This is a genomic window from Nostoc sp. DedQUE02 (assembly GCF_034531035.1).
Lineage (GTDB): Bacteria > Cyanobacteriota > Cyanobacteriia > Cyanobacteriales > Nostocaceae > Nostoc.
Genome location: NZ_JAVRBY020000006.1, coordinates 134,520 through 148,556, shown reverse-complemented (window position 1 = coordinate 148,556; position 14,037 = coordinate 134,520). Strand labels below are relative to the sequence as shown.

Annotated in this window: 6 protein-coding genes and 2 pseudogenes; 3 read left to right on the top strand and 5 right to left on the bottom strand. The window is 42.7% G+C overall.

What is annotated here, in order from left to right; all coding sequences use genetic code 11:
- Positions 1–199 precede the first annotated feature (199 nt).
- A complete protein-coding gene (gene ftsH4, locus RMX98_RS08505; protein WP_322676601.1) occupies positions 200–2,065 on the top strand; it encodes an ATP-dependent zinc metalloprotease FtsH4 in 1,866 nt (621 codons plus the stop codon).
- A 38-nt stretch (positions 2,066–2,103) separates the two neighbouring features.
- Here ftsH4 and RMX98_RS08500 read toward each other — a convergent pair whose 3' ends face one another.
- The 4 genes from RMX98_RS08500 to RMX98_RS08485 form a co-directional block, all read right to left on the bottom strand.
- A complete protein-coding gene (locus RMX98_RS08500) occupies positions 2,104–3,321 on the bottom strand; it encodes an MFS transporter (RefSeq protein ID WP_322676602.1) in 1,218 nt (405 codons plus the stop codon).
- Positions 3,322–3,475: 154 nt separating this feature from the next.
- Positions 3,476–3,670, bottom strand: a complete 195-nt coding sequence (locus RMX98_RS08495) for a hypothetical protein (RefSeq protein ID WP_322676603.1) — start codon at positions 3,668–3,670, stop codon at positions 3,476–3,478.
- Between the two features lie 364 nt (positions 3,671–4,034).
- The gene (moeB, locus tag RMX98_RS08490; RefSeq protein ID WP_322676604.1) at positions 4,035–5,207 is read right to left on the bottom strand and encodes a molybdopterin-synthase adenylyltransferase MoeB; all 1,173 of its coding nucleotides are present in this window, start codon (positions 5,205–5,207) and stop codon (positions 4,035–4,037) included.
- A gap of 71 nt (positions 5,208–5,278) precedes the next feature.
- Positions 5,279–5,737 carry a M67 family metallopeptidase gene (locus RMX98_RS08485; RefSeq protein WP_322676605.1) on the bottom strand — a complete coding sequence of 153 codons (459 nt, stop codon included), beginning with the start codon at positions 5,735–5,737 and terminating at the stop codon, positions 5,279–5,281.
- Between the two features lie 898 nt (positions 5,738–6,635).
- Between RMX98_RS08485 and RMX98_RS08480 the strand changes: the two are divergent.
- Both RMX98_RS08480 and RMX98_RS08475 read left to right on the top strand, forming a co-directional pair.
- Positions 6,636–9,494, top strand: a pseudogene (locus RMX98_RS08480) (beta strand repeat-containing protein); the annotation flags it as partial.
- Between the two features lie 1,303 nt (positions 9,495–10,797).
- A pseudogene (locus RMX98_RS08475) lies at positions 10,798–12,450 on the top strand (calcium-binding protein); the annotation flags it as partial.
- Positions 12,451–12,542: 92 nt separating this feature from the next.
- On the opposite strand, the gene RMX98_RS08470 reads toward RMX98_RS08475, so the two are convergent.
- On the bottom strand, positions 12,543–13,853 hold the full coding sequence (locus RMX98_RS08470; RefSeq protein WP_322676608.1) for an IS701 family transposase: 1,311 nt from the start codon (positions 13,851–13,853) through the stop codon (positions 12,543–12,545).
- Positions 13,854–14,037: the final 184 nt, after the last annotated feature.

Below are 14,037 nucleotides of genomic sequence, written 5' to 3'. Positions count from 1 at the left end.
CACTTCGGCTGCGCTCAGTGACCGTCGTAGATATCGCTGAGATTGGGCTAATATACCAGCATTTTTGACCAGTCTTTAATCAAGTTTCTCAAAGCGTTAAGGGAGATAAGGAAGCAGTGGGCAGAAGAACCAATGCCCTATACCGCATTCTGAATCCCCTATTTTCAAGTTAGTTTTCATTTTAAGGATTGGTAAATCTATGGCAATTAAAGAACAGCCTAAGTCACCTCGGTTTCGGATCATTGCGAATATATTACTGGCACTATCAGGGCTATTCTTGCTCTTAAATTTATTTTTGCCTGGTTTATTTGCTTCTGGCCCTAGTGGTGTTCCATATAGCTTATTTATTCATCAAGTTCAAGAAGGGGAAGTCAGCCGCGTTTCCGTTGGTCAAAACCAGATTATCTACCAATTAAAAGCAGAAAATGCCGAACCTGCTCAAGTGTTTGCAACGACACCAATCTTTGATTTAGAGTTACCTAAACTTCTAGAAGAAAAGGGAGTTGAGTTCGCTGCTACACCTCCACCCAAAAATACTTGGTTTACAACCCTCTTAAGTTGGGTGATTCCACCACTGATTTTTATTGGTATTTGGCAGTTCTTTCTTTCTCGTGGTGGTGGCGGTGGCCCTCAAGGTGCGCTTTCCATTGGTAAGAGCAAAGCTAAGGTTTACGTTGAAGGCGAATCTGCCAAAATCACCTTTGCAGATGTGGCTGGGGTAGAAGAAGCGAAAACTGAATTAGTGGAAATTGTAGATTTCCTCAAGACTCCGGCACGGTTTACGCAAATTGGCGCTAGAATTCCCAAAGGTGTGCTGTTGGTTGGCCCTCCAGGTACTGGTAAAACGCTGTTAGCGAAAGCCGTAGCAGGAGAAGCAGGAGTTCCATTCTTTAGTATCTCTGGTTCTGAGTTTGTCGAATTGTTTGTCGGTGTAGGTTCTTCCAGAGTGCGGGATTTGTTTGAGCAAGCTAAAAAACAAGCTCCTTGTATTGTATTCATTGATGAATTGGACGCCATCGGTAAGTCTCGTAGTAGCAATGGCTTCTACGGTGGTAACGATGAGCGAGAACAAACGCTCAACCAATTACTAACAGAGATGGATGGATTTGCAGCTGGGGATGCAACGGTGATTGTGCTAGCAGCCACCAACCGCCCGGAAACTCTAGACCCTGCATTGCTGCGTCCAGGTCGCTTTGACCGCCAAGTGTTGGTAGACCGTCCCGATTTATCTGGTCGTGAAGCAATCCTCAAGATTCACGCTCAAAAGGTAAAATTAGGAGATGATGTAAATTTAAAAGCGATCGCTACTCGTACCCCCGGTTTTGCTGGCGCAGATTTGGCAAACTTGGTGAACGAAGCCGCATTATTGGCAGCCCGCAATCTGCGTGAAAGAGTTGCTCAAGAAGACTTTGCCGAAGCAATTGAGCGGGTAGTCGCCGGTTTAGAAAAGAAGAGTCGCGTGATGAACGACACTGAGAAAAAGATTGTTGCATACCATGAAGTTGGTCACGCAATGGTCGGGGCACTCACAACCGGAAACGGTCGCGTAGAAAAGATTTCGATTATTCCTCGTGGGATGGCAGCTTTGGGCTACACTCTGCAATTACCAACTGAAGACCGCTTTTTGATGAATGAAGCAGAACTGCGGGGTCAGATTGCAACTTTGTTAGGTGGACGTTCCGCCGAAGAGATTGTATTTAACAGTATTACCACAGGTGCTTCCAACGATTTGCAACGAGCAACTGATTTGGCAGAACGGATGGTAACAGCTTATGGGATGAGCAAAGTCTTGGGGCCATTAGCTTATCAACAAGGACAACAGGCAGCATTTTTGGGCAATGGTACTACTAATCCTCGGAGATTGGTCAGCGAAGACACGGCAAAAGCGATTGATATCGAAGTCAAGGAAATCGTGGAAACAGCCCACGAGCAAGCCCTAGAGATTCTCAGACAGAATCGAGACTTGCTAGAAGCGATCGCTACTCAACTCTTAGAAACAGAGGTCATTGAAGGCGAAAAACTGCACGATTTGTTGAGTCAAGTGAAACCCGTGGCTAATTCGTAATTCGTACATAGAGGGATGCAGAGGATAACTTTGCGTCCCTATACGTTAAACCTCTGCGTTTCAGAAATGCCACTTACCGCAATGCAAATACCAGCCAGGAAAAATGCCAATCCACCCCCAACAGCACCAACAAAAGGTGTTATTTGTTGCAGTTGAGGAAATATAACGCCAAACAAACTCATCGCTAAAGCGAACCCACCAAAATACATCCCAACTCCTAATCCCGCCCACTGCTGGGGTACTAGCCCTAAAGCAAAAGGAATTGCCCCGTTAACAACTAAACTAAAGCCAGCAACGATTAACACAATTATTGGAATTTGTGCGCCCACAGATATCATCAGCAATAACGAGGGAATGATTGCACAGATACCACAAAGCATTGCTTGACGATTGCCAATTTTGACGGCGAAGATACCTGCTGGTATGCTGGCAATAGCGATCGCTATTCCAATCCAAACCATCAGCACATCAATATTATCAGTATTCAGTTGGGCTTTCAGCACTTTTCCCAAGACATCCATGAGAAATCGGATACCCCACGCGACACCAAAACCAGTTACTAAAATCAAAGCCAATTTCTGTAAGGGCAACTTTACTGTTTCTGCTTGATGTTTATCCACTGGTGCTTCTGGAGGATTAACTAACCGCAACACAGCCGCCGCCCCCAACATGACAAAAGAACCAATTGCAAAGGTATAAACTGGCCCTAAACTCAGAATAAACTTGTAACTTATCGGTCTAAAAGCTCCAATCAAACCACCAGCTAAAGTGACAAAACTTACTGCTAAAGGTAACTGGGCTGGTGTCGAATACATTCCCAATAGGCACATAACTGGAGAGCGAAATATTGTCATTGCCAATGCCCAAGCTACCAATACTATAGGTAAGAGCGATGCCTGCGGCGGGCTATGCCAACGCATCACGGTAGTAGGCGGGATCAAACTTACAACGCATGGTATGGCAATGAACAAAGCCGATGCGAGAATCATACCTACTGAGATGAAAGGAAAACGACTTCCTATCCAGCGCCTAGCTTGATCTGAAAGCGCACCCATCAAGGGTTCTAGCACTGCACCCAAGGCATTTTCAAATATCACCAACCCAACTGCCAATGAGGTGGGAAAACCAAATTCAGTCAAAAGTTGGGGCAAATATATATTATAAATTAACCAGGTAAGGGTAATTGCTCCCTGCACCCCTGCCAACACCCAAACTTGCACCCATAAAATATTGAAACGAGATGTCGAGGTAGTCAAGCGCTTCGCTCCAATTAAAAATTAAAAATGATTAATTAAAAATTACCAGACGCTCTCTACGAGATGCTGTGCGTACCTTGCTTTGCCGTTCGCGTAGCGTCCCGTAGCACCGTGTGCGACTTTCTTTCAAACCTAACCCCCAGCCCCTTCCCTGCTAGCGTTGAGAAGCAAGAATCAAAGCCTCTTGACCTTTCGGGGAGAGGAATAGAAGTGGTGTTCCAACAATAAGTTGCACATCGCGTTCCCGTAGGGGAAGAGTACGTGGACTCGCTAACACTGCGCTATCTATCATTGTTAGGGAAGTGCGGGTTAATAGTGTCCCAACCAGACGGGTTTCGACTGCGCTCAACCCTCAACTTTCGACAGTTGAGCGCAGCGATGCACTGAGCATAGTCGAAGTGTCGAAAACTTGGTTTATTGGTACTTTATTTTCACGCAAGTCCCTTAGCTTTGGACTAAAATTAATTAAAAATTATTCTTTTTCTTAACTTTTAATTCCAAAAAGGTCATCAGGAGATGGGGAAGTGAGGATTTAAACCGCAAACTCGCTCTACTCACAGCAGGAAACAGAGAGCAATATTTTCCCTGCCTCCCAATCGTTCGGTTAAGGAATTTTTTGGTTGAGGCAGGCACGGGGAAAGAAGAATTACTGAACAATAACCTTCTTTCCTCCCTTACCTGCCCTGCTTCCCCTGCTTCCCCTGCCTCTCTTGTTAATACTCTGGAACTGAAGGATCGATTTCTCGACTCCAAGCGGTAATTCCGCCTTTGACATTCGTACCGACAATCCCGGCTTCCTTGAGGATGGCGAGGGCTTTTGCCGATCGCCCGCCCATCTTACAATGAGCAATTAAGCGGTGGCCGTTTAATATTTCCTTCACCTTTGCAACACCATTCCCATTTTCAATGTCTGGTAAAGGTACCAACACTGAACCCGGAATCTTGGCAATATCATACTCATTAGGGTTGCGGACATCCAGCAGTACGAAATCCTTCGCACCGCTATCTAGCAATTCCTTCAAATCCTTGACGGTTATTTCTTGACTTTCCAACTGTTGTTTTGCCTCCTCTGCTTTAGCTTGGGGAATCCCGCAGAATTCTTCGTAGTCTATCAGCTTTTCAATTACTGGGCGAATCGGGTTAGGACGCAGTTTCAATTCCCGAAATTTCATATCCAAGGCGTTATATAGCAGCAATCGTCCACTGAGAGTGTTACCTTGTCCGAGAATGATTTTGACAGTTTCCGTTGCTTGGATTAAACCAATAATTCCTGGCAAAATTCCCAATACGCCACCTTCTGCACAAGAGGGAACCATCCCTGGTGGTGGTGGTTCTGGAAAAAGGTCACGATAATTCGGGCCACCTTCGTAGTTAAATACAGTCGCTTGCCCTTCAAAGCGTAAAATTGAACCGTAGACGTTGGGTTTATTCAGCAATACGCAGGCGTCGTTAACTAGATATCTGGTGGGGAAGTTATCAGTGCCATCTACTACGATATCGTAAGGTCGCAGGATTTCCAAGGCGTTTTCGGAAGTCAGGCGGGTTTCGTATAAATCAACCTGGCAATAGGGGTTAATCTCGTGAATGCGGTTTTTTGCCGATTCAATCTTAGGTTTACCCACCCAAGATGTACCGTGGATTACTTGGCGTTGTAAGTTGGAAGTATCGACAACATCGAAATCGACTATGCCGATGCGTCCAATACCTGCCGCCGCCAAATATAAAAGTAGTGGTGAACCTAGTCCACCTGTACCGATACACTGTACGCTGGCAGCTTTTAGGCGCTTTTGTCCTTCTAATCCTACTTCCGGCAAAATCAGGTGTCGAGAGTAGCGTTCGTAATCGTCTTTGGTCAACTGGATTTCATCCAGGTTGGGATTTAGCATAGCATTTATGATGTGCGAGAGCGGGAATATTAATCCTATCGAAAAACGATATCCGTCTTGAAATTAAGCCGTTAAATTATATTTTCAATTGCCTCTGGTTGGAAATGATGAGTATCATCAAGACTCCAGCTTTGGAGTTCTCCAGCTTTACCGTTTTGGACGGAGACTATTATATACGAGTATCCCTGCCAAGCGTATAAGCGATCGCATTCTGAAGGGATAGCAGGATGATCTGGATGGGAGTGAAAAATGCCGATAATGTTCAATGAGCGATCGCGTGCTTGCTTTTGTGTTTTTAGCATAACTTCGGGTGCGATCGTATATTGCCGTCTTTTACTTGCTGTTGTCTCTTCCCCTGGAAACTCAGCCACCGCTTCTGTATTCCAAGCATTTTCTGTTGGCATGACTTCCACCACAGTTTTGCCCTCATTAGCCAGATAGCCCAAAATTATACCACAGCACTCATCTGGGTAGGTGCTTTCGGCATGAATGCGGATCGTTTGCAAGTGTTCTTGGCGAAGTTGAATCATGTCTGCGTTTTGAATTATAGCAACTTCTAAAGATTCTCACCCAGATACAAAACATTAACCACGCGTAGGCGTAGCCCAACCCAGGCATCTCCGCTTCAAAGACTCAAACATGTATTATTTATCACTCTTTAAAACATTTGCTTACGCTTTCTGCTTTCTGATTGACTATCAAAATGTGAAGAATAGACAAAGTTCTGTATGTCTATATACATTTATTGACAAATAATGTAAAGAGTATGCAAATAAATGTATTGATATCTAAGTACATATGTTAGTATGTAGCCATTGTCGGGTTATTAGATGTTCCCTATTTTCAAGCTAAACACCCACGGGCAATAGCCTACAGCGACAGTATAAAAATATCTATCTTTCCTTATTCCCTGTCAACTGTTCCGTATTTTCAAGATAGTAGGACTTACGCATTGACAAAAAAACCAAACATCAAGTGTGAGTTTTAGGCATTCAATCATGATTTGACAACGCTTTTTGTGCGATGCCTGCAGTGTTCACTGAGCTTTGTCGTACCACTTCGTGGAAGCAAGCTACGCGGAGCATCTCGCAGAGAAGTGCGGACTATGCCGACGCTGGGTGGGCGTAGCTGCTACTACTGAATCAAGGATGATTAAAAAAGCCTAAAACTATGTGTTTGACTGAATGCACACGCTGATGAATTTGTACAATGCTTAAGACTTAGATAGTCGGAGATAGTAAGATTGAGTGCTACGTAAAAGGCTTTTCATCGGGTGAATTTTCGAGAAAAATTACTGTTCCTCAAGAGTGACGTATAAACTATGCCGAAAACCTCAAATTTAGGTGAGTTTTTTCTGCCCTAAAACAGCACTAACAGCAACTTGAGAATTGTAGTTACTGAAAAAATCGATTTAGGTAGGTAAAAGTTATGGCAAATATCATTGGAACCAACGGTAATGATACTCTACTGGGTACTAACAGCGCGGACACGATTAAGGGTCTTGCAGGCAACGATACTATCACAGCTAAGGAGGGCAACGACACCCTGACTGGTGGCGGCGGCAAGGATATATTTGTTTACAACAACTTCGGCGACGGTACTGATACTATCACTGATTTCGGTGGCATCGGTAAAGGAACAAACCCAACAGCAGGAGTCATTGCCGAAGTCGATACCATCAAATTCCTTGGTGCTAATTTCACTGCCCGAAATCTGCTGCTCACCCAGAATGGCAACAATCTGGAAATTACTTTTGAAGGGGTGGCTGATGCTAAAGTCATCCTCAAAAACTTCAAACTAGAAAACTTGGAGAACCTGAGAGCTTCTGGTACAACACCAGCTATAGGTAATATTCTGTTTGATGGGCAAAATAGTATCACCGACAGCTTTAATGTCCTCGATGCCAACTCCACTGATACTACTATAGGCATCAAGAATACAGTAACTTTCCTCAATGACCTCGACAATGACATTACGGGTTTAGACGATTCAGATGATGTCGTTAATGGTCAAGGCGGTAATGACAAAATCGATGGCAAAAGTGGCAACGATTTGCTGCGAGGTGGTACAGGCAATGATACTCTAATTGGTGGTGCGGGCAATGACTCCCTCGTTGGTGATACGGGCAATGACTCCCTCGACGGTGGTACTGGTAACGATCTGCTACGGGGTGGTGTGGGGAACAATACCCTCAACGGTGGTACTGGTGACGATTACTTGAATGTTGATGACTATTCAACAGGCAATAACCTGCTGTTTGGAGGCGATGGCAATGATGATCTCTCTGCCTATTACATCTCTGGCAATAACACCCTTAAGGGTGGTGCTGGTGACGATTATTTCAGTACTTACCAATTAACAGGCAATAATCTGCTTTTTGGGGACAATGGCAATGATTCCTTCTATTTAAGTGCCTCAAAGCCTGCCCCCTCTGACTTAGTGACTCAAACAGTAGATGGAGGAACAGGTGACGATTACTTGTCGTTCTATAACGACGGTGCTACTGAGGGAATCACTTCGACTTTCAATGCCACTACTAACATTGGCTCTATTACGATAGGCACGAATCGGGTTAGCTACAAGAATATCGAACGATTATATATCTCAACTACTGTCTCCGATGACTTTATTGTGGGGACCAATGGCAATGATACGTTCGTCGTGGGCACTGCTCTCGATCTGGAGCACGACGCGGGCATTAGCGGCAATGATACGATAGATGGAGGGACAGGTGACGATACCTTGTCGTCCTATAACGGGAATGCTACTCAGGGAATTACTTCGACTTTCAATGCCACTACTAACATTGGCTCTATTACAATAGGCACGAATCGGGTTAGTTACAAGAATATTGAACGATTAGAGATCAGAGGTACAGCCTACGATGACTTTATTGTGGGGAGCAATGGCAATGATAATCTCGACGCGGGCGCCAATGGTAATAATACGATTCTTGGCGGTACAGGTAACGATGGATTGACTGCTTCAAATGGTAATAACCTGCTCTCTGGTGACGATGGCAATGATTATCTCTCTGCCTCTGGCTACCCCGTCTACAACCCCGACTCCGACCCCTACTTCTCCATCTTTTTTATCTCTGGCAATAACACCCTCAACGGTGGCACTGGTGACGATAACTTGAATGTTGAGATTTCATCAGGCAATAACCTACTGGATGGAGGCAATGGCAATGATTCTCTCTTTGCCTCTGGCGACACATACTCTTACGAGAGCGGAATTTATACTGTCTTTGGCGATAACACCCTTAAGGGTGGTGCTGGTGACGATTACTTGAATGCTAGCTATTCATCAGGCAAGAACCTACTAGATGGGGGCACTGGTAACGATTACTTGATTGTTGAGAATTCATCAGACAATAATCTGCTTTTTGGGGGCGATGGCAATGACTCCTTCTATTTGAAAACTCCATATATTGCCCCCTCTTCTCTAGTGACTCAAACGGTAGATGGGGGTAAAGGTGACGATTACTTAACCGTAGATTTTAAGGACGCTGATGGAGGAATCACTTCGACTTTCAATGCTACTACTAATATTGGTTCAATTACGGGGGACACGAATCTAGTTAACTACAAGAATATCGAACGATTAAATATCTCAGGTACAGCCTACGATGACAACATTGTGGGAAACAATGGCAACGATACGCTCTCTGGGGGCTATTATGGTGGCAATGATACGATAGATGGGGGGATAGGTGACGATTTATTGTCGTTTGATATTTACTATGCTACTGAAGGAATCACTTCGACTTTCAATGCTACTACTAATATTGGCTTGATTACGGTTGGGAGTAGTAGGGTTAGCTATAAAAATATCGAACGATTAAACATCTCAGGTACATTTTTTTATGATGACAAGATTGTGGGGAGCAATGGCAATGATACGCTCAACGGTGACGATGGCAATGATACGCTCACAGGTGGGAACGGTAATGACAGCCTCTATGGAGATGATGGTGCTGATACCTTTGCTTTCAATAGTTACAATGAAGGTGTTGATACTATTTATGACTTCAACGCCACTAATGAACTGATTCAGGTATCGGCTACTGGTTTTGGTGCTGGGTTATCAATACCTTCACTTCAGACAAGTCAGTTTACCCTTGGAACATCCGCAACGACAAGCAATCAACGATTTATCTATGACTTCACTACAGGTGCACTATACTTTGACCAAGATGGCAGTGCGTCTGGGTTTACTAAGGTAAAATTTGCACAACTATCAGCTGGATTGTCACTAACCAAAAATAACTTTGTGGTTGTTTAACCGGAATTAGCATTCTTACATCACTAAGCGGCAGGAATTGCAAGGTGCGGAAAATAGTACCTTGCATTTGATTTATCAATACAATTAGTGTTAACAGAGAGTAGATGTTGGGTTTAATTCCTCACTTTTGGTATAGTGCGGATGGTTGCAAGTGTTCTTAGCTGAGTCTCATTATGTCTGCGTTTGTAACTTTGTTAACCTCTAACGATTCTTGCTTAGATACAATGCATCGTCATGCGTAGGCGTAGCTTAACCCAGGCATCGCTTGAACTTCATCCTCGCAAGCAAGAAGGAAAATACGTATTTTTTGAGCAATCCTTCGAGCATTCCCAAAGTTTGCTGCCTTGAAGCCTGCCTGCGCTCAAACTTCTTTGTAACTGCTGTCTGCGAATTCTTTACCATAAACTACGTGAGTTCGACGAACCTCTCCCTGCCTTGAACTAAAGTTCAAGCCTGTGCCTCTGGTAACTGGAGAGGGACGGTTTTACTACGTAAAACCAGGGAGAGGTTTTTTAATTAGACCAAGACTATATAAGCCGTCGAATTCACGTTAAATTCTTAAAATGTGAAGAATACCCTATTAGCACTTACATTTCTCGGCATATAATGTAAAGAATATGCAAAGATAGTTCTTTACCTATAGACATCTAAGTAAATATTCAGTTATTTAGTTAGTATCAGGTTACTTAAATGTTCCCTAATTTGAAGCTAGAACTGCACGGGCAATAGTCCACAACGAGGATATGAAAATCCCTTTTCCCATAAAGAGTTAAGTGTTACCTATTTTCAAGACGGCTAGGACTAGCCTTTTCAAGGTGTTATGTGAGTTTCAGGTATTTAAGCTTGATTTGACGGCGCTTTTATAGTGATGCCTTAGTTAAGCTAAGGCTACGCTGTTTTATCAACGATGATTATAAAAAACCTGAAATGACTTATTTCAGTTTATTTATATGGTCATTAATTTATGTAGCTTATAATACTTTGACACTTAGGTAAGTGCTACTTGTAAGCTGTTCAACAAAGTGGATTTTCGAGAAAAATTACTGTCCTTGATCGGGTTAAGACTTACGGACTGAAAACCTGAAACCTATATCTTCTATAACCCTCTTTAAAAAGTGGGGAATCCTAAAAACGCCATTTTTTAATGGGGTTGGGGGATCTTATTGTGCGTAAGTCCGAAGGATGACATAGAAAGTATGCCGAAAGCGTCAACTCTCGGTGAGTTCTTTTGCTCTGAAACAGCACGAACTTTGAGTTGAGAATTTAAAGTTACTGAAAAAATTGATTTAGGTAGGTAAAAGTTATGGCAAATATCATTGGAACCAACGGGAATGATTCTCTACTGGGCGGTAACAGCGCAGACACAATTAAGGGTCTTGCAGGCAATGACACCATAACTGGTAACGGTGGAAAGGATATATTTGTTTACAACTTGGGCGACGGTACTGATACCATTACCGATTTCGGTGGCATCGGTAAAGGAACAAGCCCGACAGCAGGAATCATTGCCGAAGTCGATACCATCAAATTCCTTGGTGCTGGCTTAAATGCCCGAAATCTGCTGCTCACACAAAATGCTAACAATCTGGAAATCACCTTTGAAGGAGTGGCTGATACCAAAGTTATCCTCAAAAACTTCAAATTAGAAAACTTGGAAAACCTGAAAGCTTTTGGCACAACACCAGCTATAGGTAATATCCTGTTTGATGGACAAACTAGCATTACCGACAACTTTAATGTCCTCAATGCTAACTCCACTGATACTAACCTGGGTATCAAGAATACAGTAACTTTCCTCAATGACCTCGACAATGACATTACGGGTTTAGACGATTCAGATGATGTTATCAATGGTCAGGGCGGTAATGACAAAATTGATGGTAAAAGTGGCAACGACCTGCTGCGGGGTGGTGTGGGCAATGATACTCTAATTGGTGGTGCAGGGAATGATACTCTCATTGGTGGTACGGGCAATGACTCCCTTGTTGGTGGTATAGGTAATGACTGGCTGCAAAGTGATGCGGGGAATGATACTCTTATTGGTGGTATTGGTAACGATAATTTGAATGTTGACTTTTCACTAGACGATAGCCTACTGGATGGTGGCAATGGTAATGATACTCTCTCTGTCTGTGGCTACTTAGAAGGCGATCGAGTAAGCGATTACGATCGCCGCTCGTCTGGTAATAACACCCTTAATGGTGGTGCTGGTGACGACAACTTAAGTGCTAAAGGTTCAGTAGGCAATAACCTACTGTCTGGAGGTGATGGCAACGATACTCTCTCCGTCTCTGGCGAATACCAGACTTACTACGATGAATACCAGGGTCGCTTCTTAGGCTTTCATAGCGATCGCTCCTTTGGTAATAATACCCTTAACGGTGGTGCTGGTAACGATAATTTGAGTGCTAACAATTCAATAGGCAATAACCTACTGTCTGGAGGTGATGGCAATGATACTCTCGAAGCATTTGGTCTATTAAGCGATTACACCCTCAATGGCAATGATACTCTTAACGGTGGCGCTGGTAACGATAACTTGAGTACTAGGGGTTCAACAGGCAGTAACCTACTCTCTGGGGGTGATGGCAATGATATCCTCACAGGTGGTTATGGTAATGACACCCTCTATGGAAATAATGGTACTGATACCTTTGCCTTCAATAGCTTCAATGAAGGTGTTGACACTATTTATGACTTCAACGCTACTACTGAATTGATTCAGGTATCGGCTGCTGGTTTTGGTGGCGGGTTATCAATAGGTTCACTCGCTGCTAGCCAGCTGAAACTTGGAACATCTGCAACCACAAGCAATCAACGATTTATCTATGACAATATCACAGGTGCATTGTTCTTTGATCAAGATGGCAGTGCGTCTGGGTTTACTCAGGTAAAATTTGCACAACTATCCACTGGATTGTCACTAACTAAGAACAATTTTGTGGTTGTTGTTTAATTTTATAACTCTACGCATGGAATAGGAGGTACTCAAAATAGCACCTCCCATTCGATTAGACATAGAAGTGAAATTAACCCTCTTTTGTCACTCTAGGCAGAGGAAAAATAGAAATAAGGGATATTGAAGTTTTGAAAAATTGAGCAAGTCAGATTATTAACAATCATTTGAAGTTGAAAAAATCCCTCAGATAGCTTAGGGACTGTAAAGACCTCTAACCAAGGTTTTATTAAGTTAAATAGTGTAAATGGTTGAAGTATCAAACGGAGGTTATTCAGAATACTATTCCAACCATTACTTTGATTCCACCAAGGATGTGATGAAAATCTAGATTCAGATTGTGGTGGTAATTTTAGCAGTTGTTCGGAATGAAGACTAACCAACAGATAGGCACTAAAAACAATTTCCCACCATTTTTCTATTTGTGAATAATGAGTTAGACGAAAATCTGCCCATCCTAATTCATTTTTACTTTGTTTTAAACCATATTCTACCCAAGTTCTTAAACCGTAAAAATTACCAACTTCTCTTGGGGTAATTTCTGGATATTTACTCATTACGTACCAAGTTGTGTTTGTCGGAATCTCTTCAAAATCCGTTGTTATTTGCCAATATTTGATATTCGATTTTTTCCCACATATTATCTCTCTAATATATCTATTCTCTGAACTTAAATCCGAGAAAACACGCTTGAATCTTTGCCAATCTGAGTATTTTACTTTTGAGTCTGTAATTCCCCATGCTCTGTGGTTTGAGCGAATCGCTACAATGAAATTAAGATTTAATTCATTTAGTACGCTTAAAAAGTTTTTACCACTTTCACCATATAAACTATCCGCCAGCACCAGATTGAATCTAAACCCCATCGACCGCAATTTTCTGATCATTATCCCGGCGATTTCAGGTTTGGTTAAATATTTCTCTCCTGGTTGTAGTCTTTCCCTCGGTTTATATACTTCAAATATTAGAGGAAACGTCATTCCAGATAAGACTGCATATGCTGTAACCGCCACAATACCGTTATCTGTTTTACCTAAATTTCCAATGTACTGTCGTTTCACATAATCAGTCGTATTTCCTTTTTTCTTATCCCCTGTCTCATCAATAATTAGTATTATTGAGCGACCTTGAAGTATATATAATATTAATTCTAACCTTTGCCTCCTTAATTCTTGTACATCCCAGGGTGATTCTGTTAAAAAATGGTGTAATGCTTGATGATTATCTAGCCCTACAATTTTCGCTATTTCTGGTAAAGTTTTACGTTTTATATCAGAAACACATCCCATGTGTAGGTACTTAAAAGCTTCAAAGCTTCTAACTTCTGGAAAGAGGTTTTGATACAACTGGCAGTATTTGTCCACAAATTTTACTGTGGGTGCAGGTGGGCGAGGCTCAACCATACTCTCTGTCTGGTGTTTTTGCGATCGCTCCTAATTATACTTTGTCGAGAGTGATAAAAGAGGGTTAAATATGCGTTATACCAAAACCCTTGTAGAAACATAGCACTGCTGCGTCTCTTTTTTTTTGCGAATGTCTGCACCATACGTAGGCGTAGCCAGTTACAGGCATCGCTTGCCCTTGATT

Bases quoted from the DNA above. Each gene is read 5' to 3' on its own strand.
- ftsH4 (WP_322676601.1), top strand. From the start codon at position 200: ATGGCAATTAAAGAACAGCCTAAGTCACCTCGGTTTCGGATCATTGCG.
- moeB (WP_322676604.1), bottom strand. From the start codon at position 5,207: ATGCTAAATCCCAACCTGGATGAAATCCAGTTGACCAAAGACGATTAC.
- RMX98_RS08485 (WP_322676605.1), bottom strand. From the start codon at position 5,737: ATGATTCAACTTCGCCAAGAACACTTGCAAACGATCCGCATTCATGCC.
- RMX98_RS08470 (WP_322676608.1), bottom strand. From the start codon at position 13,853: ATGGTTGAGCCTCGCCCACCTGCACCCACAGTAAAATTTGTGGACAAA.